Raw genomic sequence first — 23,171 nt, 5'->3', positions numbered from 1 at the left:
CGAATTTCAGTCAATATGCAGGTTTATCCGCCGGTTCTGGCGACCTTTTTTCTCGACCTTGCCAATCCGGACAGATCCGATCTCTGAGGTCGAGCGCACGTGGGTGCCGCCGCAGGGCTGTAGATCAACTTGTTCGGTCGTGTCGCCAATCCTGACCAGGCGCACGCGCCCGGTCCCGCGCGGTGGTTTGACCGACATGGTCTTAATCAAACCGGGATTCGCGTCCAGATCTTCGTCGCTGATCCATTGGGTGGTCACCATGAGATCCCGATCAACCAAGGCGTTCAAGGCATCCTGAATCGCTTGCTTGTCCTCGGGCGCCTCTTCCATGTCAAAGTCGAGACGCCCCTTTTCTTCGGAGATAGAGCCCCCCGTGACGGGCAACGGCACCACAACAGACAACAGGTGCAGCGCTGTGTGCACTCGCATGTGATGGTGCCGCCGTTCCCAATCCAATTCCTGACGAACCACAGAGCCAACGGAGGGCAAAGGCGCAGGCTCTCCGGGGACAAGGATGATCTCATCCCCCTCGCCCTTGATGGTGGTCGCGATCTCGATCCTGCCCCCGTCCCACACAAGTGTTCCGCTGTCTCCGGGTTGGCCGCCGCCTGTGGGGTAAAACACGGTTTGGTCCAGCACAATTCCGCCTTCGTCCGTCAGGCGGGTTACATTGCCATCAGCCGAGCGCAAATACGAGTCGTCGCGGAACAGAGGATCGGTCATTCATCAGCTCCATTGTCAGAAACGTCCGGCAGGCCCGCTGCCGGTTGGTGTGTTGGTGTGTCATCGGTCGGAACAGGCTGCGCGCTGGGGGCTCCACGCATCCACAAGTCGCGCTGCGGGAACGGAATTTCGATCTGCTCTTCTGCAAAGCGCTTGGCAATGGCGTGGTTGAAGTCTGAACTCACGTTGAGCACCCAGTTCACATCGCGAATGATCGCACGGATCTCAAAGTCCATCGAGCTATCCCCGAACCCCTTGAAATAGATGAAAGGCGGTGGTTGTAGCAGAACCATTGGATGTTCTTTGGCAATATCCATCAAGATTTCTTCGACTTTGTGTGTGTCACTGCCATAGGCCACGCCGACCGGAACAATCACACGACCAATCGTATTGCCACGCGTCCAGTTCGTGACCTTGCCGCTGACTAGATCCGAGTTCGGGACGATCACATCCGTACGGTCAAAGGTCTCGATCCGCGTTGAGCGAACAGAGATAGAGCGGACATAGCCCATCTCGCCGCCGACCTCGATCCAATCCCCCTCGGAAATCGGGCGTTCGATCAGCAGGATGATGCCCGACACAAAGTTCGAAACGATATTTTGCAGACCAAAACCGATACCAACTGACAGCGCACCCGCGACGATCGCAAGGTTCGACAGGTCAATCCCAGCTGCGCCAACCGCCGCCATTGCCGCAATAAACACCCCGACATAGCCCATGCCGGACACCATTGCGTTTCGACCCCCTAGGTCGAGACGGGTTTTCGGCAGGATCGAGGTTTTCAGTGCCCGTTGCAGCAGGCGTGTCAGGCCGTAGCCGATGACAAAAACCACGGCAAAGCTGATGAAATCCGTGGGCGAGATATTGGTATCGCCGACCGTATAGCCTGCTCGAAAACGTGCCCAGAGCTCGGTCAGATCCGAGATCCGCGCGCCCCAAATCAGCGCCAGAACCGGTAGCAGACCAAGCGCCAGCAGGTATCCCAAGAGCACCGGTAGCAGCGCGTCATCGGCGCTTTCGGGCTGCGTCGAGAGCATCGCATACAGATCACGTATGAACTGCTGCAGAACCACGTAGATGCCATACAGCGCAAGCGAGCCGACCATCGGATACAGCAGACCTTCGGCCGCGTTCCGGTAGCCCACTGCTGCGATGATCGGTGCAAGAATGGCCGCTAAACCCATGATCCGAAGAGATATCTGCGCGACGTTTGATGCCGTCCCATCGCTCTCCTCGGACTCGCCTTTCATGCTGTGGCGTAGGGTATTCACCAGATGCAGCAGCGTAAAAGCCGTCACCAGCAGGATCGGGAAAATCAGAACGGCCGTCACCCCGACCGAGAATTCCTCTCGGTTGGAGACGTCGTTCACCAACAAATCCGCCGCGAGGCATACCCCAAGCAGGGTGCCACTGCGCCGCACTTTTTTGCGCTTTTCCTGAGGGATCGAAGTGATGGCACGGAAATCCCCGTCAGGGAACAGCAGCCCAGACAGCCAGCCCGCAAACATGATCACGCCCACATAAAGTAGCATGTCCGACAGCAGTGCGGCCCCCCGCTCGCCTGTCAGCTGCAGCACCTGCAAGCCAGAGACGATCATGGCCACCCCAAGCACCGGCACAATCACTTTGCCGAGCGAGATGAGTAGGCTCCACACACCTGGCCCACGTCTGATCCGATGCCAAATCGTTGTGACCAGCGCCTCGATCCAGTCGGGCGCACGGGTCAGAAACAGAACTCCGACGATAATGAACAAGATCGCAGGAAGAACATCTTCGCGCGCGTCATTCAGGCGGTTGCTGTCCGCAAAGACATCGCGCACCTCTTGGACCAGCGCGCTGCCATAGCGGATCAGCGCTTTGCTGGTCTCGTTCCACATCACGGGATTAAGCGGCGTGGGCCCCAAGGAGAACAGCCGCTCTGCTTGTTCGCGGCGAATGATGCGGTCGATTTCAGCGATCAAGCCATCCGCCTGGCGGTAAGCCTCATCCGCTTTTACGCGTGGAACTTCAGCCTCTTGCAGCTGGTCATTCAAGTCCTCGCGACGCTCTGCGATGGCTTGGGGCTCGGTCTCGCCCTCGGCTGGAGGTTCGCCCAAGGCGCTAATCTGCGCCTTGAGTGTATCAATGCGCTCGCTATTTGCGTCTTGGGCGGTTTGGAACTGATTTCGGAAATCAGAGATCCGGCCGCGCAAGGTTTCAAGCGCGTCCACATCGTGCGGCTCGGCCTCGATCTCGGCCTCGACCTCTTGGGTCAGATCGTTCCATGCGCTGTAGTCTACCCTGTCGGCCTGCGCGAGTGCCGCAAAGGGAACCAGTGTCAAGAAAACGGCGGCCCAGAGGAGCCGCCGCAACATCGTAAAGGCCTTAGTTGTCAACAAAGACACCCGGGATGCTCTTGGGGCCGACGGTCATCCAATCTGGGACAGGCAGACCCTTTTCCTTGAGGAAGCTGGGATTGAACAGCTTCGACTGGTAGCGGGTGCCATAGTCACACAGGATGGTCACGATGGTGTGGCCCGGTCCCATCTCCTTGGCCATGCGGATCGCGCCGGCGATGTTAATGCCGGAGCTGCCGCCAAGGCACAGGCCCTCTTCGGACAGGGTATCAAAGACGATCGGCAGCGCCTCTTCGTCGGGGATCTGGTAGGCCATGTCGGGGGTGAACCCTTCGAGGTTCGCGGTAATGCGCCCCTGGCCGATGCCTTCGGTGATCGAGCCACCTTCGGACCTCAACTCGCCGCTGGTGTAGAAGCTATAGAGCGCCGCGCCCATGGGATCAGCCAGACCGATTTTGACACCTTTGGGCTGCAGAGCCTCTGCCACGCCCGCCAGAGTTCCACCAGAGCCGACAGCGCAGACGAAACCGTCCACTTTGCCGCCGGTCTGTTCCCAGATTTCGGGACCGGTGGTTTCCACGTGGGCGCGCTTGTTCGCGACGTTGTCGAACTGGTTGGCCCAGATCGCACCGTGCTTTTCGGACTTCGCCAGTTCCTCGGCCAGACGGCCCGAGTAGCGTACGTAGTTGTTCGGGTTGCGATAAGGCGCTGCGGGCACCTGCACCAGTTCTGCGCCCGCCAAGCGGATCATGTCCTTCTTTTCCTGAGACTGGGTCTCCGGGATGACGATCACGGTGCGGAAGCCCATAGACGCGCCAACCAGCGCCAGACCAATACCGGTGTTACCGGCTGTGCCCTCGACAATGGTGCCACCGGGCTCCAGCAGGCCTTTTTCCAGCGCATCCTTGATGATGTAAAGCGCCGCGCGGTCCTTGACCGACTGACCGGGGTTCATGAACTCACATTTGCCCAGAATCGTGCACCCGGTCTCTTCGCTGGCCTTCTTCAGCTTGATCAGAGGGGTGTTCCCGATGGCTCCGGCCAGATCCTGTGCAATTCGCATCATGCGCCCTTTCTCGTGTTACAGCGACATGAATATGGGTGTCTGTGGGCGAACTCAACCCGTCTGGCGCAATCCGTCGCGTGCCCGTGATAACCAAAGCGCCAAAAGGCAGGTCGGCTGGGTGCTAATCCGGTCGTTGTCGACCATCTCCATCAGCTCTGTGTAGCTGAAAAGATGGGTCCGGATATCCTCTGCCTCGGTTTCTTCGCCGCCGACGCCAACGATGTCATCGGGCAGGTCCGCAAGGCCAACAAACAGGTGGTAATACTCGCTGGAACATCCGGGCGATGGATATCCGCGATTCACCGGAATCAGGCGCGACATCTCCAGCCGTGCTTCCTCGCGGGTTTCGCGCTCGGCAGCTTCGATCGCAGTTTCGCCCGGATCGATACGGCCTGCGACAGGTTCCAGCGCCCAACAATGCGGATCACCACGAAAATAAGGTCCTGCACGGAATTGTTCGACCAGCAAAACGCGGTCCCGCACCGGATCATAGGGCAGCACAATTACCGCATCTGCCGCCATAAACGTCGCACGGTTCACCACTTCGCTGGGGGACCCATCATGGCGTTGAAACGACAGGTCATGCTCATCCACCGCAAAATAGTTCGCATAGGGGATCATGCGGCGATGGCTGATCACATTCTGCGCTGTCAGGCCAGACGGGGTCAGCGCGCTGGGATCAGCCTGCGCATTGGCATAGCTTGCGGCGCGCATCCTGATGGTTCCAAAGCGTGCCCCAACATCGCGCGGGTCCTCGTTGCCAAAAGACATCATGACCTCTTCGGCTGCACGCATGGACGTCGGGGCCCATTTTCCGCCCCATGCGTCCAAATCAAACGGTTCACCTTGGGAATAGAGCTGCCGCGCGGCGATGTAACATGACGCCATCTCATGGCCCGTTCCGGCGTCAACGCAGACATCTGCGCGCTGATACCCGAAAGCCAGTTCGTAATAGTCCAGTCGATCGCGCTGAATGCCTGTGAGATTGCGCAGCAACAGGCCCTCGGCTTGGCCACCCTCTTCGGCAGTAATCATGGGGAAGCTTTCGCCCGCCGCCCAATATACGGCAAAGCCCGAAATACGTGCGGGGGTGGCCTCGACCGGGGCGCCTGCTACCAGATCGAGAAGGGGTTTATGGCGCAGCGTGCCATAAACGAAAAAGTCGTTCATTTTTTATCTCCAGCGGCGCTCTGCGGCTTCGGCCCCCAAACCGGACAACACTGCCCCCATAATCACGGGCAAGATCATCGCAGTCGCAGAAATCGCCAACAAGTCGGTTATTCCAATTTTCACTGCGGCTAGAATGGCCTCTAAAGCATGATCGTAGAATTTTCGAAACGATCGATTTAGCATTTCCCGAAATGCCAATCCGAATACGACAAGGATCAGGGTCACGAAGCCGCCGCTAATCCCTGTGGCTGCGGCCCGTGCCCATCCATGTCCAACGCGCGCGCCGACCAGTTTCCAACCGATGACTGCCCCGAGCAAAGCGTTAAACTCGATAAAGAATGGATAGAAGCGCAAGCTGTCCCGCAGCTCGCGCAACTCAAGCGCCAGAATGATACCCGTCCCTGCCATCAGAAGTGCTGCAATCAGGCGGGACGCGGTAGGCATTTTTAAGCAGGTCTTTCGATTGTCATTTGCGTTACATCGCAAATACCGCCTTTGAACGAGCCAGCGCAAGCTGTCAGGTAGAAATTCCACATGCGGCGGAAACGTTCATCGAAGCCGTGGCTGGCAACCTGATCCCAACGTTCGTTAAAGGTCTCGTGCCAGCGGCGCAGGGTCTGGCTGTAGCTTTGGCCAAACTCAAAGGTATCACGGACTGTGAGCCCAGCTTGCTCAACCTGATTACGAAGGACACGAGGAGACGGCAGCATCCCGCCCGGAAAGATGTATTTCTGGATGAAATCCACGCCCTTACGGTAGGTGTCCCAGCGCTTGTCCTCGATCAAAATGATCTGAAGCGTGGCCGAGGCACCTGGCTTTAGGCAGTTGTGCACGGTCTTGAAATATGTGGGCCAGTATTTCTCTCCAACAGCTTCGAACATCTCGATGCTTGCGATACCGTCATAGACGCCTGTCTCATCACGATAGTCCTGCAATTTGAGCGTTACCTGATCCGACAAACCTGCGTCTGCGATGCGCTTTTGCGCATAGGCAAGCTGCTCTTTGCTGATCGTTAGGCCTGTAACCTTGAGCCCACGCACCTTGGCGGCATATTCGGCGAACCCGCCCCAACCGCAGCCAATCTCGAGCACGTGATCCCCGGGCTTTACGCCCATCCGGTCGACCATCGACTTGTACTTTTCGATCTGCGCAGTCTCCAAATCCTCTTGGCCAGACTTAAAGATCGCCGACGAGTAAGTCATCGTATCGTCCAGCCACAGGCTATAGAAGTCATTCCCAAGATCATAATGATATGAAATGTTTTTGCGCGCTTGGCGCTTGGTATTTGACTGCAGCCAGAAACGGAATTTTTCCATCGCGCGAACAAGCGATTGCCCCGGAAAGCCGTCATAGACCGACTCTTGCTGGTCATGCACCAGATCCATAAAGGCTTGAAGGTCCGGACTGCTCCACCAGCCATCCAGATAGGAATCGCAAAAACCCAGATCGCCCTCGCGGATCAGGCGGCTGAACACGTCCGGATGATGGATCACAATCTCTGCGACCGGACCGGGCAATTTGCCCTCGCACCGGAACACGCGCCCATCCTCAAGTCGGATGTCCAAGCGCCCTGCCCGCATGCCTTCCATCATCGACAGGACGGAGCCCAGATAACGGGGCAATTCGGTCTGGCCTTTGGTGTCTGTCAGGATCATGGTTCTTCTCCCTGTGGGTCTTTCTAGGCTAGGTCCTTGAAGCGGACCGCCGCAAATCTTTTTATTGTGTCTTCAGAAATCGCGGTTTTCATAGGCATCAAGTGCCCGTTTCCGCCCCGCATCGGCGCTAACGATCGCATTCGGATAGTCGTCGTCCGGCGACAGGTTCCAGCTGACCGGCACCGCGTCAAAATACTTCAGAGCATCCTCGTGGGGATTACCGCGCCCTTCGGCGATCCAGCGTGACACGTAGTTGCGCTGCTTGTCGAACTTGTCGAGCTGCGTCACCGGGTTGAATACTCGGAAGTATGGCGTTGCATCTGGCCCCGACCCCGCCGACCATTGCCACCCCATCGCGTTCGACGCGGGGTCCCAATCAATCAGACAGTCCTCAAACCATTTTTGACCGATTTTCCAATGGGTCAGCAGATGTTTGGTCAAGTAGCTGGCCACAATCATGCGGGCCCGATTGTGCATCCGACCAGTGACATAGAGTTCTCGCATGGCGGCATCTACGAACTGGATGCCTGTCCGACCCTGCTTCCACGCCCTGACCTCGTCATTTTCCTTTTCGTTCCAAGGGAATGCAGACCACTCTTCACGCCAATTCTCGGTCGCGATTTGCGGCGTGTGCCAGATCAGATGGTAGGCAAACTCGCGCCACGCCAATTCCTTCATAAAGGTTTCAGCGCCCTTGCTGCCCTCGTGCTGCTTGCGCGCAGCCGCATGCCAGCATTGGCGCGGGCTGATTTCGCCAAGGGCTAGGTTTTCAGACAGACAGCTGGTGCCATCTTCGGAGGGCAAGTCACGAAGGGTGTCGTAATCATCGACGATGTCTTCAATGAAGTGGGCCAAACGATCCTGCGCCGCATCCTCGCCCAACTGGACGAACGGGCGGACCACATCCGCGCCACGGCGCATGTCATCGGCCAAGCCCCAGTCCTCAAGATCGTCCGACTCCGGCCATGACGCTGGAGCCTCAAGGCTCGATACGCGGCCCAGAGGCTGCGGAACGTCGCGATCGCGCACATTCTTCCAATAAGGTGTAAAGACTTTGTAGTAGCCGCCCGTTCCCGTTTCGACCGTCCAAGGCTCGAACATCAAGTGGCCAAGATGGCTTTCCGCTGCAATCCCATCGTCTTTGAGCGCAGCTTTCACCGCTTTGTCACGCTCCACACTGTCTGGATCATAGGCCCGCGACCAATACACCGTGTCTGCGCCGGTCTCTTCGATCAGCGCACGAAGCACCTCTGCCGGGTCGCCCTTGCGCAGAATGAGACGGCTACCAATGTCCTTGAGCGATCCAGACAGGTGCTCCGCCCCAAGGCCCAAACGCCATTTCGGCGCGGCGCCCAACTGTTCGACGAGCCTGTCGCAAATGAAAACTGGAAGAACAGGGCGTCCGGACGACATTGCGGCCCAAAGTGCTGGATGGTCGGACAAACGAAGGTCCCGACGGAACCAGACGATGATAGGAGAAGTCTCTGCCACGCAATGCCTCTTGGTTTTAATTACAAACTATTACGTTGGGCAAAACGCTCCGGATCACTCAATGGTTCACAAAAAGTCAAAATATTTCAAAGCTGTCAAAGCCATGGCCCTGACTCGGGCATCAGGAACAGATCTGTTGGCTCTGGTGTGATCCCGATCTGGGTCAACATAGCGTGCACCTGCCCGCGGTGATGGGTTTGGTGGTTGAAAAAGTGCATCACGCAATCGCCCATGTTTTTCGACACCTCCCGCCCCAGAAGCCCAGAGTGCCAACTGAGGTCCGACACCAAATCAAGCGCGCGCACCTTTTCGGCCCAAATCAGGATGTGGCCGTCCATACGGAACCGCTCGCCGGACCATGCGGCGGCAGTGGGCTGAAATGCCTTGCTCTCTTCGGTCGTCCCGCCCGGCGACGGCTTTCCTTCGAAGCGGGACATCCACATGGTGTCCGCCCACAGCAAATGATTCACGGTCGCAAAAATAGATCCAAAGAATGCGCCGCGATCCTTGGTGAGTTCGGCGCGTGGCATCTCTTGCAGGATTTTGCGCAGCCCCCTGTTCTGCCACGCGTTATACCGTGCCATCGTTATGCAATATTCTTTGGTCAGCATCGGACTTTCCCGCCTTTGTCGGTGTTTTTGCAATCGATCCTCGGGGGTTATGAAAACCGAGCCCGCCCCCGCAGGCAAGAAAATCCATACAGGATTCTGAAGACGACCTCTTGAATTCCGCCAATAAGTTCGTAGGTTAAGCGCGTCGGGCAACCGACTATGGACATAAACGCGCTCGTAGTAAGCGGATCGGACCCGGGGGCGGTACCCGGCGGCTCCACCAAAAATCCTATCGTTTGGGATCATGGGGCCGAAACAGGATCGACGAACGTCTAAAGGGGTTTGCTTTGTCCCGGTGTGATACCGCCGTTATCGGTTCAACAAGTACAATTGCAAACGACAATCGTGCTCCGGTAGCAATGGCTGCGTAAGCAGTCGGAGTTTCCGAAATCTAAGTCCTTGTGCCTAGCAGCGTAAGGCGGGGTTCGGAGGTACCTGGCAACAGAAACCTCCACTTTCCACCATCATCAGACCTTTAACGCTTCGGACAACGACTGCGGTGCTGATGTCTGTTCGCGCAGATCCAAGGACGTCAGCAGGTCCAAGAGGTGGTTCTTCATTAACTCTTCAGCAAGTGCGCCATCCTTGTTGGCCAGCGCCTTGATCAGTGCGTGGTGCGCGTTGCTTTCGCACAAGGCCGCCCGCCTCTGCCAATAGAGCGCGATGATCAGCGAAGAGCGGGCGACGAGCTGTGCAATGATCTCTTCGATTGTGTCCTGATCCGCGATCCGCGCGACCTCTACGTGGAACTGCCCCGAGAGCTGCAGCGCCTTGCCCGTTTGCCCTGCGGCGAGTGCCGCGTGCTCTGCATCGATGTGGGACTGCAAAACCGCTAGGTCCGCTTCGGTCATCCGCTCTGCGGCGTGTCGGGTCATGGTCGGCTCGAGCAGCGCGCGGGCCTCAAAGACTTCGCGTGCCTCTTTCACCGTGGGCCGCGCAACGAAAGCGCCACGGTTCCGCTTCAACTCTACCAAGCGTTGATGGGCTAACTGCTGCAATGCGGCGCGAATGACTGTCCGGCTGACGCCGTAGACTTCGCCAACTTCGTCTTCGTTCAGCTTCGTTCCGGGGGCGATCCGATGCTCGTGGATCGCTTCGGCCAGCGCCTCTGCGACCTTGGTGCTTGCTGTATCTGTTGCCTTTTCCTTGGGTGCCATGTGCCCGAACCCCTATTTCATTGCCTCACTGATCCCCACTTCGGGTCCGAATCGCAAGTCAGGAGGTCCTGCATTCCTCCGTGCACGATATTGTATACGATTTCGGATTATCATTTGTGCACAGCTTTGCACCAGCTGCTTAATTTCGCGCCATCTCAAGTTTCTGCACTGCCGTATGCGGATTTTTTCTTCACGGTCAGGAAATTTACCGACCAACGTGAACCCAAGACGCAACTCATAGGGGCACAGCACATGCGATCGGGTCAGGATCTGGAACTGGTACACCTGAGCAAACGCTACGGGGACACCACCGCGGTGGACAACATCAATCATGTGTTTCTGAATGGCTCTTATGTGTGCCTTCTGGGACCATCGGGCTGCGGCAAGTCCTCGACCCTGCGCATGATCGCAGGACACGAGAGCGTGTCGGACGGCTCGATTGTGCTGGATGGGCACGATATCTCGCACCTTTCGCCTGCACAGCGCGGCACGGCGATGATGTTCCAGAACTACGCCCTATTTCCGCACCTGAGCGTGCGCGACAACGTCGCTTTTTCCTTGCACATGAAGGGCGTGGACAAGCCGACCCGACACAAGGCGGCTGACGAGATGCTGGAACTGGTGGACATGACCCACCTTGCCGACCGCTTGCCCGACCAACTCTCTGGCGGTCAGCAGCAGCGTGTGGCTCTGGCGCGCGCTCTGGTGACCAAACCTCGCGTCCTGTTGCTGGATGAACCGCTATCCGCGCTCGACCCCTTTCTGCGCATTCGCATGCGGGCTGAATTGAAGCGTCTGCAGCGCGAGCTTGGCATTACCTTTATTCACGTGACCCACGGTCAGGACGAAGCGCTGGCGCTGGCGGACGAGATCGTGGTGATGAACAACGCCGTCATCGAACAGGCGGGCCCGGCGCGCGACGTCTGGATGGCCCCCCGCACCGAATTCGTGGCCCGCTTTATGGGCGGCCACAACGTCATCTCCTTCGAAGGGCACAAAATTGCATTGCGCGCCGATGAGGTCCGCATGGCCGACACCGGCTTGCCCGCCACCGTGACTGCCGTGGAATACCAAGGCGCCCACGTGTCGCTGACAGCGATCACCCCCGCCGGAGAAGAGATCGTGGCTCTCGTGCCCGAGGCAGCCTTCTTTGCTGCACCAAAAGAAACCGGCGAAGCGGTCAGCTTCGTCTGGGACGAAGGGCGGGTTCACCGCCTCCAAGCATAAGCAACTCCTCAATCCACAACAGGGATTTAGTACTATGTCGAAAATGCGTTATTCCCGTCGATCCATCCTGAAAAGCGGCGCAGCAGCCGTTGCGGCATCGACCCTGCCCGCGCCCATGGTCTGGGCGCAAGAGATCAAAGACATCACTCTGCGCCAGTTCGGCACCGGCGTGTCAAACCTGAACGAAGTCGGCCAGAAAGTGAAAGAAGACCTTGGCTTCACGCTGGAAATGACCGCTCTGGATTCCGACAGCGTGACCCAGCGCGCCGCGACCCAGCCCGACAGCTTTGACATTGCGGATATCGAATACTGGATCTGTAAAAAGGTTTGGCCGACCGGCAACCTGCAGGCGATGGATACCAGCAAAATCAAGAACTACGACAAGATCGTTGGCATCTTCCGTTCGGGTAAACTGACCCCCGAAAGCACCATCGCGCAGGGCACTGCCCCCCACACCGTTGGCTTTGTCGAAGAGCCTGGCGCGACCACCTTTGCGGATCAGGAAACCAACTGGATGACCCTGATCCCCACGATTTACAACGCGGACACTCTGGGCATCCGCCCTGACCTGATCAACCGCCCCATCAACACTTGGGCCGAGCTGCTGAACCCCGAGTTCAAAGGCAAAGCTTCGATCCTCGACATTTCGTCGATTGGTATCATGGACATGGCAATGGTCTGCGAAGCTATGGGCGAAATCCAGTACGGCGACAAAGGCAACATGACCAAGGAAGAGATCGACGCGACCTTTGCGATCTTTACCGAAGCCAAGCGTGCTGGCCAGTTCCGCGCGTTCTGGAAAACCTTTGACGAGTCGGTCAACCTGATGGCGTCGGGCGAGGTTGTGATCCAGTCCATGTGGTCGCCTGCGATCACTGCTGTAAAATCACGCGGCATCCCCTGCGTCTATCAGCCTCTGAAGGAAGGCTACCGTTCGTGGGGCGGCGGTCTGGGCCTGTCCAAGTCGCTGAGCGGCATGGAGCTGGATGCAGCCTACGAATACATCAACTGGTACCTCGACGGCTGGGTCGGCGGCTTCCTGATGCGTCAGGGCTACTACTCGGCGGTTCCCGAAACCTCCAAGAACTACATGTCCGAAAACGAATGGGGCTACTGGTTCGAGGGCAAAGAAGCGACCGGCGAAATCACCTCGCCCTTCGGCGACGTGCTGGCCCAAGCGGGCGAAACCCGCGACGGTGGTTCGTTCGAAGAGCGCATGGGTTCGGTGGCGTGCTGGAACGCCGTCATGGACGAGAACCAGTACATGGTTCGCAAGTGGAACGAATTCATCGCGGCATAAGCGGCGGATTTACAGGGGCGTTGCCCCTCTGGACGGGCCTTTGGGCCCGCCCATTCACCCCAGAGTATTTAGCGCAAAGATGAAAGGGGCAGTCGCCCCGGGGATGGATTTATGGCGATGAGCCGGCATGTCACAGGGTGGCTCCAGGCTGTGCCTCTGACCGTGGTTCTAGGGTGTTTCCTGATTGCACCTATTATCATGATTGTCGTGGTAAGCTTTTGGGGCGCGACCGAGTTTTCGATCTATCCCGCCTTTCAGTTTGACAACTACAGCTATCTGTTCGGATCGGCTGTGGTGTGGAAGGTGTTCTTTGCGACGTTCAAATACGCCTTCATTACGTGGGCGTTTACCTTGGCCATCGGGTTTACGGTGGCATATTTTCTGGCATTCCACGTACGCACGCAGTCAATGCAAATCGCACTGTTTTTGCTGTGTACCATTCCGTTCTGGACCTCGAACATCATCCGGATGATCTCTTGGATTCCGTTTCTGGGACGCAACGGGATTGCAAATTCGACGCTCATTTCGTGGGGCGTGATTGATGAGCCGCTGGAATGGCTGCTTTATTCGGATTTCTCGGTCATTCTGGCGTTTGTGCACCTCTATACGCTGTTCATGGTGGTCCCGATCTTTAACACCATGATGCGGATTGACCGGTCCCTGATCGAAGCGGCGGTCGATAATGGCGCCACCGCGATGCAAACCCTGCGTCACGTGATCCTGCCGCTCACCAAGCCTGGCATCATGATCGGCACGATCTTTGTGGTGACGCTGGTGATGGGCGACTTCATCACTGTGCGCTTCATGTCTGGCTCACAAAAGGCCAATGTGGGCCGCCTGATTTCGAACGACATTTCGCTGCTTCAGTATCCGTCGGCGGCGGCTACCTCTGTGGTGCTGCTGATCACCGTTCTGATTGTGATCGGGATCCTGCTGCGCTTTGTTAACATTCGCAAGGAGCTGTAAGTCATGGAAAAACGGTCTCTTTCCTTCTACGTACTGGCAGCGTTCTTTGGCCTGTTTGTTCTGTTTCTGTATGGTCCCACGCTGACCATTGGGATCTTGTCGTTCCAAGGACCCACAGGCGGTCTGACCTTTCCGATGCGCGGTGTGTCCCTCCACTGGTTCCGCGAGCTGTTTGAGCAGCAGGCCGTCGGGGATATCTGGGGCGCGTTCCGCCGGTCCTTTGCCTTGGGGCTAATGGTCATGGTCACAACCGTTGTCGTGTCGGTGATGTCCGGCCTGGCCTTCCGCAAACGGTTCAAGGGCTCTGGCGTTCTGTTCTACATGGCGATCACCTCTTTGGTGATCCCGTCGATCCTGATTTCGCTCGGGGTTGGTCTGATCTTCAACCAGCTGGGGCTGAAGATCCATTGGGCGACCTCCGGGTTTGGCTCGCAGCTGACATGGACCCTGCCCTTTGGTCTGCTGATCATGTTTGCCGTCTTCAACCGGTTTGACAAATCCTACGAGGAAGCCGCGCGGGACCAAGGCGCGACCCAGTGGCAAACCATCCGCCACGTGGTTCTGCCCATCATTGCGCCCTCTTTGATTGGTGTTGCTTTGTTCGGGTTCACCTTGTCCTACGACGAATTCGCGCGGACCCTGCTGACATCGGGGAGCTACAACACCCTACCGCTTGAGGTGTTTGGCATGACCACCAACGTGACCACACCGGTCATCTATGCGCTCGGCACGCTGACCACGCTCTTCTCTTTTGGCATCATCGGGGTCTTCCTGATTTCGGTCCGGATCATGGCGAAACGCCGCGCCAAGATGGGCAATGACGCTGGGAAAGCGGTCTGATGAAAATCGCTTACGTGAACCCAAACGCGACTGCGGCGATGACAGACACCATGGTCGCAGTCGCAGCGCAGGTTCTACCGGCCGCTCAGATCATCGGATTGACCAACCACGACGGGCCGCCTGCGATCCAAGGGGCGGCGGATGGCGAAGCGGCCTTGCCAGGCGTGCTGGCGCGGATTGCGCAGGCCGAGGCAGACGGAGCGGATGCTGTCGTGATCGGTTGTTTTGACGACACAGGCTTGGCCGAGGCGCAGGGCATGACATCCCTGCCCGTCCTTGGGATCGGTCAGTCCTCTTATGTGATGGCCGCGGTTCTGGGGCGAAGGTTCGCAGTCATGACCTCTTTGCCGATTTCGATTCCTGTGATTGAGGGCAATATCAATAGCGGCGGCTACGCCCCCAACTGTGCGGGCGTTCTAGCCAGCGATCTGCCCGTCCTGACCATCGACGAGGGGTCCGAAGAAACCCGCGCTCATCTTGCGGCCTGCATCAATCAGGCGGCACGCGACACCAAGGCTGGCGCGGTTATCTTGGGCTGCGCGGGAATGGCCCCCTTGCGGCAGGATCTGACCACGCGCACAGGCGTCGTCTTGATCGACGGTGTCGCTGCGTCGGCAACTCTCGCGCAGGCAGCCGTTTCTTACCTAAGCTCCGCGCGCTAACCCCGCGGGCTGCCGAACAGCGCCCGCAACAAAATCCTTTGACAATCAGCACGTCTCGGACACTCTACCTCGGCATCGCGGGAGGAGAGATATGATTGCAGTGATTTTCGAAGTGACCCCGAAAGAGGGCATGATGGGCCCCTATCTAGATATGGCCGCCCGCATGAAAGAGCACCTTGAGGGGTTCGACGGATTCATCAGCGTCGAGCGATTTGAAAGCCTGACCACGCCGGGCAAGCTTCTATCTCTGTCATTTTGGGAAGATGAAGAGGCCGTCCAACGCTGGCGCAAGCTCACCGCCCATCGCGGCGCCCAAGAGATGGGGCGTCAGCGCTTTTTCGAGGATTACCGACTGCGCGTGTCCCACGTGTTGCGCGACTACGGGATGGAGGCGCGCGACGAAGCGCCCTTGGACAGCCGCACGCATCACGGCGCTATGTGAAGGTTTCATTACAGTGCGCTGATTTCGCTTGCGTTTCCCTGCCAAGCCCATAGGCCTATCGGAATACGACACATACGAGGGCTTTCTTGATGGCTCCTGACATTCGCACGCTCTTCCAAGTCTTTGGCCGCATCGGCGTTCTGTCCTTTGGCGGACCGGCCGCACAGATTGCGTTGATGCACAAAGAGTTGGTCGAAGATCGGGATTGGCTGAAAGAAGAGCAGTTTTTGCGTGCACTCTCGTTCTGCATGCTCTTGCCAGGACCAGAGGCGATGCAGTTGGCCACCTATGCAGGCTGGAGGTTGCGCGGCACCTTGGGTGGTCTGATAGCGGGCCTGCTGTTTGTGATCCCTGGCGCGCTGGTCGTTGCAGCGCTCGCGCTGGGGTACGCCTATTTCGGGAACATCCCTTGGGTCCAAGCCGCCTTCGTCGGGATTAAGGCGACTGTGACGATCATCGTCCTTCAGGCGCTCTACAAGGTGGCAAAGCGGGCGCTGCACCATGCGACCGACTGGATGATCGCAGGTGCGGGCTTTCTCTGCCTCTTTGCGCTGCATATCCCATTTCCTATCGTTATCGCCGTTGCGGGGATCATTGGTGCGATCCGCAGTCAGAACGACAGCGCGACGCCATCAGACCCTGTTGTCAGGCCCAAAACCCTAAAAACGGTGATCTTCTGGTCTGCCTTGTGGGCCGCGCCCATCGCGCTTTGCATTGCGCTGGAGGCACCGTTTTTCACTGACATCGCACTCTTCTTCTGCAAGCTGGCGATTGTGACCTTTGGCGGTGCCTACGCGGTCCTCGCTTATATGGCCCAAGAAGTCGTGTCCGCTTATGGCTGGATTTCCCCCGAAGCAATGATCGACGCGCTCGGCCTTGCCGAGACGACACCGGGCCCGCTGATTCTGGTGACAGAGTTCGTCGCGCTGCTGGCCGGCTTTGCCGAGGGCGGTCCTGCGGTGGCGCTGGCCGCGGGCGCCCTGTCGCTCTGGGTGACCTTTGTGCCATGCTTTCTGTGGATCTTTGTCGGCGCGCCCTACCTCGATTTGCTGTCCTCGATGCCCCGCATCAGAGGGGCGCTGGCCGCCATCACAGCGGCGGTAGTCGGGGTCATTCTGAACCTGTCAATCTGGTTCGCAGCCCATGTTTTCTTTGGCTCTGTGGGCGAAGCGTCCCTTGGTCCCGTGAATGTCATCGCGCCAGACTGGGCCTCGCTCAATCTGATCTCGTTGGCATTGGCATTGCAGGCTGCCGTTATGCTGCTGTTGCTGAAGATTGGGATCGAAAAGACCCTTCTTGTGACCGCAATTTTCGGCTTGGCATCAGGCATCTACGCAATCTGATTGCATTCTCCCCTTTAGTTTGCTTTTCGATGTACTATGCTGATTGAAAATCGGAGGCACTTGAAATGGGCGATATCGACTACGGCAATCTGATGCACGCTGCGATGCGGGGCCTGATCCGTCAGGTTCTGGAAGGCGTGGCACAGGACGGCCTGCCGGGTGAGCACCATTTCTTTATCACCTTCTCGACGGGCGCCGACGGGGTCGAGCTGGCGGACTGGCTGGTTCAACGCTATCCCACGGAAATGACTGTGGTGCTACAGCACTGGTTCGATTCTCTGGATGTTGATCCCGATGGCTTTGGCGTCACGCTGAACTTCGGTGACAGCCCCGAACGCCTGTACATCCCCTATGATGCGATCCGCACCTTCGTGGACCCCTCAGTCGAATTTGGTCTCCGCTTCGAAAGCGTTGGCGAAGAGGACGAGGAAGAGGATGAACTCGACATCGAACTGGCCGAGGTTGAGGAAGAGCCCACCACCGACGCCGAAATCGTCAGCTTGGACAAATTCCGCAAGTAACTGCGATCACACCTTTTAAATTTGTGATCACATAGGCGATTTTTCGACCCCGTTAACGCTATCCAAGGCCCTGACGCGATTGCGACAGGGCTTTTCTGCCTGTAAACCCACGGCAACCGTTATACAGGAGGTTGCCTCATGGCCGATACCCGTACCGAAACCGACAGCTTTGGTCCTCTCGAAGTTCCCGCAGACAAGTATTGGGGCGCGCAGACCCAGCGCTCGATCATGAACTTCCCCATCGGCTGGGAAAAGCAGCCCGTGCCTGTCATCCGCGCTCTGGGTGTGGTGAAAAAGGCTGCGGCCATCGTGAACGAAAGCTTTGGCGATCTGGACGCGGAACTGTCCAAGGCGATCCAAGCCGCAGCCACCGAAGTCATCGAAGGCAAGTTTGACGACAACTTCCCGCTGGTTGTCTGGCAGACCGGTTCCGGCACCCAGTCGAACATGAACGCGAACGAAGTCATTTCGAACCGCGCGATTGAAATGCTGGGTGGCGAGTTGGCCAGCAAAAAACCTGTGCACCCCAACGACCACTGTAACATGGGTCAGTCGTCGAACGACACCTTCCCGACCGCGATGCACGTCGCCATCGGTATGCACACCCGTGACGTCCTGCTGCCCGGCCTGCGCAAGCTGCACGCCGCTCTGGCCGCCAAGTCCGAAGAGTTCAAGGACATCATCAAGATCGGCCGGACCCACACCCAAGACGCGACCCCGCTAACTCTGGGCCAAGAATTCGGTGGCTACGCTCATCAGGTGGCTCAGGGCATCAAGCGCGTCGAAGCCTGCCTGCCCGACATCTACGAACTGGCGCAGGGCGGCACCGCCGTTGGCACCGGTCTGAACACCCGCAAGGGCTTTGCCGAGAAGGTCGCAGCCGAGATCGCAGAGATCACCGGCCTGCCCTTTGTCACCGCCCCCAACAAATTCGAAGCACTGGCCGCGCACGACGCAATGGTCATGTTCTCGGGCGCGCTGAAAACCGTTGCCGGTTCGCTCTTCAAAATCGCGAACGACATGCGTCTGCTGGGCTCTGGCCCCCGTTCGGGTCTTGGCGAGCTGATCCTGCCCGAAAACGAGCCCGGCTCGTCGATCATGCCCGGCAAAGTGAACCCCACTCAGGCCGAAGCACTGACCATGGTGTGCGCCCACGTCATGGGCAACGACGCAGCCGTTGGTTTCGCTGGCTCGCAGGGTCACTTCGAACTGAACGTTTACAACCCGATGATGTCGTACAACGTTCTGCAGTCGATCCAGCTCTTGGGTGATGCCGCGTCTGCGTTCACCGACAACATGGTTGTTGGCACGCAGGCGAACACCGCGCGCATCGACAAGCTGATGAAAGAGTCGCTGATGCTGGTGACCGCGCTGGCTCCGACCATCGGCTACGACAACGCCACCAAGGTTGCGAAGACCGCGCACAAGAACGGCACCACTCTGAAAGAAGAGGCGATCGCTCTTGGCTTTGTGGACGAAGAAACCTTTGACCGCGTTGTCCGCCCCGAAGACATGATCGGCCCCAAGTAATGGCCGCGCCGGTCAATCTGAACCGGTTTCGCAAAGACAAAGCACGGGCCGAGAAAAAGGCCCGTGCTGATCAGAACGCTGCCAAATTCGGACGCACCAAAGCCGAAAAACAGCGTGACGCGATTGAGGCTGACAAAGCCGAGCGTCACCTAAACCAGCACAAGCGTGAAGACGAATGAGCGGCGGACCCATCAAACGGTCGCTGACCCTGCGCGGGCATCGGACATCCGTGTCTTTGGAAGAGCCCTTCTGGCAGGCATTTCGCGCGATTGCCGAGGATCAGGACAAACCCATCAACCAGCTCGCCGCCGAGATTGACGTGCGCCGTGATCCCGAAACCGAGGGACTGGCCTCAGCCATCCGTGTATTTGTCCTGCGCTGGTATCAGACGAAACTGGACTGAATTTTCTGGCACGCACACAAAGAAAAACGGGGCCTTCTGGATGAAGACCCCGCTCTATCTATCTGTTACCGCTCGGATTAGACCGAAGCGCCATAGATCTTGTTGATGTTCTCTGCCAGAGCAGCATTGAACTCGTCATCCGACTGCTGTGCGCTCAGGCCTTCGGCCAGTGCACGGCTGAACGACGCGATCATCTTCTCGTTTTTCGAGAGCTTCTCGCAAGCATCTGCGGTCGAGTAACCACCCGACAGAGCCACAACGCGCAGAACGCGGGGATGGTCAGCGAGGCTATCGTAGAGGCCAGCTTCGGTGGGAATGGTCAGCTTCAGAACGACGTTCTGGGTCTCGTCCAGCAGGTCCAGCTGCTTTTCGATCTCGGCCTTCAGAATGGTTTCTGCTTCGGCTTTGGTGGGGCTGTCGATCAGAACTTCGGGTTCGACGATCGGCACCAGACCAGCTGCGATCACTTCTTTACCCAGTTCGAACTGCTGCGCCACAACCGCTGCAATGCCGGTTTCGTTGGCTTCGTGGATCACCGAACGCTCTTTGGTGCCAAAGATGCCGAATTCACGAGCAGTTGCCAGCAGTTCGGTCAGACCGGGGATCGGCTTCAGGATCTGAGCGCCGTCTTTGACGTCTTCCATGCCCTTGTCGATTTTCAGGAAGGGAACGACGCCTCGCTCTTCCCAGAGGTAGGTGGGAACGGGCATGCCGTTAACTTCGCCGCGCATGGTGCGCTCGAACAGGATTGCGCCAATGACCTTTTCCGAGGTGAACTCGGGTGCGGTCATGATGCGGCAGCGCATGTCATGGATCAGGCCGAACATCTCTTCTTCGGTCGAGTACGCGTCTTCTTCAATGCCGTACTGCTTCAGAGCCTTGGGGGTCGAGCCACCGCTCTGGTCCAATGCGGCAATAAAACCCGCGCCCGCTGCAATGCGATCGGCTTGGCTCTGCTCGAGTACAGTGTCCTTGGCCATGATCTGAAAATCCCTTCGATGCGTTAAAACCTTGTGGGGTTTTTAACCTATCTCACGGGATCAGCATAGAGTTTTAAGTGATGTTTAGCGCAAACAATGTTATGTTTAACGCTAACATTTAACGCTAACGGCGCTCGACCTCCAGATATATGCCATTCGCGGACCGCAAAGTGAGATGTGCGACCGGTATTGGCGGCGCAGAATCGGTGAGTTTGAACCGGAAATGCTTGAGCAGCATCGACAGGATCAACGGCCCCTCGACCATCGCAAAGCCAGCCCCTGTACAGACGCGCGGCCCCGCTGAAAACGGCATGTAGGCGCAGCGCGATGCGGCGCGGCCCTCTTCGGTCTTGGTCCGGTCGGGATCAAAGCCGTCGGGGTTGTCCCACAGCCGTTCGTGGCGTTGCTGATGCCATGGGCTGAGGACGATCTGCGACCCCTTGGGGACTTTGCGATCGCGAAAGCACTCGGGCCGTGTCGTTTCGCGGACCATCATGGGCACGGGCGGGTAAAGCCGCAAAGCCTCGCGGAACACATCTCGGCTGATCTTCAACGAAGAAACCTCGGAAAAATCGCCTGTTTTCAATGCCTCGGCCTCTGCGGCGACTTTGTCCTGCCATTCGGGATAGAGCGCCATCAGATAGAGCGTCCACCCGAGCGCCGACGCGCTGGTTTCATGCCCCGCCAAGAAGAAGATCGCCACCTGATCCACCATCTCTTCGGTGGTAAACGTCTCACCGCTTTCGGGGTCCGCCGTGGTCATGATCTTGGTCGCCAGATCGTCTGGCGCAGTCCCCGCGCGAATGGCGTCCATACGTTCGGCCGTCAGTTGGGTGATCAACCGGCGGATCAGGCGTGCACTATCCTTGGTGTCCTTTCGAAAAAACCGCGGCATCCATTTTGGCAACGGGATAAAGGCTGCCAAATTCAGGATCGGCTGACTGCGCTGATACGCGCGGAATTCGTGGAAGACTTGGCTCGCGATTTCATGTTCGATCGGAATTGTGAACAATGTGCGAAATATAACATCAGCCGCGACGTGACTGGTCTCTGGTTCGATATCGATCATCTGCCCTACATGACCATCCATGCGCTGAACCGCGGCCTGTGCCGCAGCCCACATGGCCGGATACGTATCGCGCAAACGGCCGCCTTCGAAGGCGGGGTCGATGATGCGGCGCTGACGCTCCCACTCTGCCCCGTTGGTGACAAAGACGGACCGCCCCAGAAGCGGTCGCAACCCTTCGCTCACGCGGTCGGACTTGGGAAAGTCCATCGGCCTGCCCTTGAGCACCAAATCAACCAGTTCAGGCTGGTTCACCAAATAGGACCGGAAGAAAGGTGTTTTGAATTCGGCCATCCACGCCCGATAAAGGCGTTGGGGCTGCGCGGACAGGATATCTTGGCGAAAGAGTTTGAGGTAGCGCCAGAGGGACACCTTGTCCTGTCGGGCTGCTGGCTTTGGCGGGATCACGGGGACATACTCCGGTAGCCAGAGATCGGTTTGCGGATCGTTGACGGCGATGGGGCGCGTTCTGCATAGCGGGCTGCCAAGGTCTGTGGCCCCGCCGTCACGCGGAAATAGTCGTAATCCTCGGCCTGTGGCAGCGCGTAAAGATATTGAAAATGTAGACGAAACCACGCACGGCGCAGACGCTTCCACTGCTCTGCCCCAAGCGTTCGCGAGAAAGCAGCAGAAATCACAAGCGGCCAACGCTGGCCATCCTCTGGTGCCACGCCGCTCACCGCAACTGGATCACACAGCGCAAAGGCACAGCCATCGCCAAGCGCGGTGATATCGACCCACGCCAGAGCGTCTGTCTGGCTCAGATCATGGAGGTCACGCCGCAATCTGTCGGCATTGGGCAGAAAGGACACCATCGGAACCACTTGCCCCAGACTTAGAAATCCAACGGCCGCATGGCTCTGCCCCAGTCGCCCATCGCGGAGGAGATCGGCCAGTACAGATACACCGAGATAAGCCCCTGAGGAATGGCCAACCACCAGCACTTCGTCCGTGTCTGGGTCTGCCATAACGGCCGCAATCTGATCCTGAAACGCGTTTAAGCGCGACTCGAGCGCGGGGGGATAGGCCCCGCGCAGCCCTGCAGAAAACGCGTAGTCGTGCATCAGGTAATAGGCGAGAATACGATTATCCATCCGCCGCCCTGCGCGCAGCAGCATGACCGCCGCGACCAAGCCGACAACAAAGCCGATCCAGCAGAGGCTGAGCGGGAGCAACTCGTAGCCGATATATCCCAGCAATCCCGCAACCGTCGCCGCGAGGATCAATTGCAGCATCAGGAACGCAACCGGATAGAGCGCCGCGATCACCGGCCCGCGCCGCAACCGCATCAAACGAAACAGTGCGCCCGAGCCGATATAAATCCACGCAGTCCGGACCATCTGCAGGTAAGTCGCAAAGATCCCCTGATCCATCGAGGCATTTACGATGTCGGACCATACCAAAACGTCGACGCGGGCCGACACATCTTGGTCCTCGATTGTGGCATCCACCTCCCACGCCGCCGGGCCGGCCCCGCGCAGAGCGATCCGATAGCCAGAGTAGCGCGCTTGGTCAGCACCTTCTTTGCGATAGAATTCGCGGTAACGGCGGGGCGGATAGGGATCGAACCCCGGAATGTAAAACACCCGGCGACGGCGCACTGGTCTGTCAAAGCGTTCGTCCATGCCAACCCCTTAATATAAGGGCATTAAACATGGCAGACGGGCCAAGGGATAGGGCTA

23 protein-coding genes and 1 other RNA gene are annotated in these 23,171 nt (G+C 58.1%); 12 read left to right on the top strand and 12 right to left on the bottom strand.

Annotated features, from left to right (window positions below; all coding sequences use genetic code 11):
* Nucleotides 1-6: 6 nt before the first annotated feature.
* From BM225_RS02450 to BM225_RS02415, 8 genes are all read right to left on the bottom strand, one after another.
* Nucleotides 7-723, bottom strand: coding sequence for an alanyl-tRNA editing protein (locus BM225_RS02450; protein WP_072706377.1), 717 nt, complete (start codon nt 721-723; stop codon nt 7-9).
* The gene (locus tag BM225_RS02445; protein WP_143095338.1) at nt 720-3,107 is read right to left on the bottom strand and encodes a DUF3772 domain-containing protein; all 2,388 of its coding nucleotides are present in this window, start codon (nt 3,105-3,107) and stop codon (nt 720-722) included. The genes BM225_RS02450 and BM225_RS02445 overlap by 4 nt, the downstream gene beginning before the upstream one ends.
* The gene (locus BM225_RS02440; protein WP_072706387.1) at nt 3,088-4,122 is read right to left on the bottom strand and encodes a cysteine synthase A; all 1,035 of its coding nucleotides are present in this window, start codon (nt 4,120-4,122) and stop codon (nt 3,088-3,090) included. The genes BM225_RS02445 and BM225_RS02440 overlap by 20 nt, the downstream gene beginning before the upstream one ends.
* A gap of 54 nt (nt 4,123-4,176) precedes the next feature.
* A complete protein-coding gene (locus tag BM225_RS02435; protein ID WP_072706375.1) occupies nt 4,177-5,295 on the bottom strand; it encodes an NUDIX domain-containing protein in 1,119 nt (372 codons plus the stop codon).
* 3 nt (nt 5,296-5,298) lie between these two features.
* Entirely contained in the window at nt 5,299-5,739 is a 441-nt protein-coding gene (locus BM225_RS02430) for a TrgA family protein (RefSeq protein WP_072706374.1), read from the bottom strand.
* Nucleotides 5,740-5,741: 2 nt separating this feature from the next.
* Entirely contained in the window at nt 5,742-6,950 is a 1,209-nt protein-coding gene (locus tag BM225_RS02425; RefSeq protein ID WP_072706373.1) for an SAM-dependent methyltransferase, read from the bottom strand.
* A 72-nt stretch (nt 6,951-7,022) separates the two neighbouring features.
* Nucleotides 7,023-8,441 carry a cryptochrome/photolyase family protein gene (locus tag BM225_RS02420; protein ID WP_072706372.1) on the bottom strand — a complete coding sequence of 473 codons (1,419 nt, stop codon included), beginning with the start codon at nt 8,439-8,441 and terminating at the stop codon, nt 7,023-7,025.
* A 95-nt stretch (nt 8,442-8,536) separates the two neighbouring features.
* Complete coding sequence (locus BM225_RS02415) at nt 8,537-9,052, bottom strand: DinB family protein (protein WP_072706371.1); 516 nt, start codon at nt 9,050-9,052, stop codon at nt 8,537-8,539.
* 106 nt (nt 9,053-9,158) lie between these two features.
* On the opposite strand from BM225_RS02415, the gene ssrA reads away from it, so the two are divergent.
* Nucleotides 9,159-9,508: a transfer-messenger RNA gene (ssrA, locus tag BM225_RS02410) on the top strand.
* Between the two features lie 11 nt (nt 9,509-9,519).
* Here the strand turns inward: ssrA and BM225_RS02405 are convergent.
* Complete coding sequence (locus tag BM225_RS02405; protein WP_072706370.1) at nt 9,520-10,209, bottom strand: GntR family transcriptional regulator; 690 nt, start codon at nt 10,207-10,209, stop codon at nt 9,520-9,522.
* 252 nt (nt 10,210-10,461) lie between these two features.
* Between BM225_RS02405 and BM225_RS02400 the strand changes: the two genes are divergently transcribed.
* From BM225_RS02400 to BM225_RS02350, 11 genes are all read left to right on the top strand, one after another.
* Nucleotides 10,462-11,436 carry an ABC transporter ATP-binding protein gene (locus BM225_RS02400; RefSeq protein WP_072706369.1) on the top strand — a complete coding sequence of 325 codons (975 nt, stop codon included), beginning with the start codon at nt 10,462-10,464 and terminating at the stop codon, nt 11,434-11,436.
* 34 nt (nt 11,437-11,470) lie between these two features.
* Nucleotides 11,471-12,736: an ABC transporter substrate-binding protein gene (locus BM225_RS02395; protein WP_072706368.1), complete on the top strand. Its 1,266-nt coding sequence runs from the start codon at nt 11,471-11,473 to the stop codon at nt 12,734-12,736.
* A gap of 117 nt (nt 12,737-12,853) precedes the next feature.
* Nucleotides 12,854-13,702: an ABC transporter permease gene (locus tag BM225_RS02390; RefSeq protein WP_369841467.1), complete on the top strand. Its 849-nt coding sequence runs from the start codon at nt 12,854-12,856 to the stop codon at nt 13,700-13,702.
* Between the two features lie 3 nt (nt 13,703-13,705).
* A complete protein-coding gene (locus BM225_RS02385; protein ID WP_072706366.1) occupies nt 13,706-14,542 on the top strand; it encodes an ABC transporter permease in 837 nt (278 codons plus the stop codon).
* Entirely contained in the window at nt 14,542-15,204 is a 663-nt protein-coding gene (locus tag BM225_RS02380; protein WP_072706365.1) for an aspartate/glutamate racemase family protein, read from the top strand. The genes BM225_RS02385 and BM225_RS02380 overlap by 1 nt, the downstream gene beginning before the upstream one ends.
* A 91-nt stretch (nt 15,205-15,295) precedes the next feature.
* Nucleotides 15,296-15,646: an antibiotic biosynthesis monooxygenase family protein gene (locus BM225_RS02375; protein WP_072706364.1), complete on the top strand. Its 351-nt coding sequence runs from the start codon at nt 15,296-15,298 to the stop codon at nt 15,644-15,646.
* Between the two features lie 86 nt (nt 15,647-15,732).
* The gene (gene chrA, locus BM225_RS02370) at nt 15,733-16,989 is read left to right on the top strand and encodes a chromate efflux transporter (RefSeq protein WP_420809842.1); all 1,257 of its coding nucleotides are present in this window, start codon (nt 15,733-15,735) and stop codon (nt 16,987-16,989) included.
* A gap of 65 nt (nt 16,990-17,054) precedes the next feature.
* Nucleotides 17,055-17,510 carry an SspB family protein gene (locus tag BM225_RS02365; RefSeq protein ID WP_072706362.1) on the top strand — a complete coding sequence of 152 codons (456 nt, stop codon included), beginning with the start codon at nt 17,055-17,057 and terminating at the stop codon, nt 17,508-17,510.
* Nucleotides 17,511-17,648: 138 nt separating this feature from the next.
* Nucleotides 17,649-19,040 (top strand): class II fumarate hydratase, encoded by a 1,392-nt coding sequence (gene fumC / locus BM225_RS02360; protein ID WP_072706361.1) that lies wholly within the window; start codon nt 17,649-17,651, stop codon nt 19,038-19,040.
* Nucleotides 19,040-19,219 carry a DUF4169 family protein gene (locus BM225_RS02355; RefSeq protein ID WP_072706360.1) on the top strand — a complete coding sequence of 60 codons (180 nt, stop codon included), beginning with the start codon at nt 19,040-19,042 and terminating at the stop codon, nt 19,217-19,219. The genes fumC and BM225_RS02355 overlap by 1 nt, the downstream gene beginning before the upstream one ends.
* Entirely contained in the window at nt 19,216-19,443 is a 228-nt protein-coding gene (locus BM225_RS02350; RefSeq protein ID WP_072706359.1) for a ribbon-helix-helix domain-containing protein, read from the top strand. Before BM225_RS02355 ends, BM225_RS02350 begins: the two co-directional genes overlap by 4 nt.
* Nucleotides 19,444-19,520: 77 nt before the next feature.
* Here BM225_RS02350 and BM225_RS02345 read toward each other — a convergent pair whose 3' ends face one another.
* From BM225_RS02345 to BM225_RS02335, 3 genes are all read right to left on the bottom strand, one after another.
* Nucleotides 19,521-20,423, bottom strand: a complete 903-nt coding sequence (locus BM225_RS02345) for a fructose bisphosphate aldolase (RefSeq protein WP_072706358.1) — start codon at nt 20,421-20,423, stop codon at nt 19,521-19,523.
* A 124-nt stretch (nt 20,424-20,547) separates the two neighbouring features.
* Complete coding sequence (locus BM225_RS02340; protein ID WP_092463752.1) at nt 20,548-21,897, bottom strand: cytochrome P450; 1,350 nt, start codon at nt 21,895-21,897, stop codon at nt 20,548-20,550.
* Nucleotides 21,894-23,114: a hypothetical protein gene (locus BM225_RS02335; RefSeq protein ID WP_072706356.1), complete on the bottom strand. Its 1,221-nt coding sequence runs from the start codon at nt 23,112-23,114 to the stop codon at nt 21,894-21,896. The genes BM225_RS02340 and BM225_RS02335 overlap by 4 nt, the downstream gene beginning before the upstream one ends.
* Nucleotides 23,115-23,171 lie beyond the last annotated feature (57 nt).

Source organism: Donghicola eburneus, assembly GCF_900115865.1.
GTDB lineage: Bacteria > Pseudomonadota > Alphaproteobacteria > Rhodobacterales > Rhodobacteraceae > Donghicola > Donghicola eburneus.
Note: the sequence above shows the minus strand (reverse complement) of the source record. Positions and strands in the feature narration are given on the sequence as shown.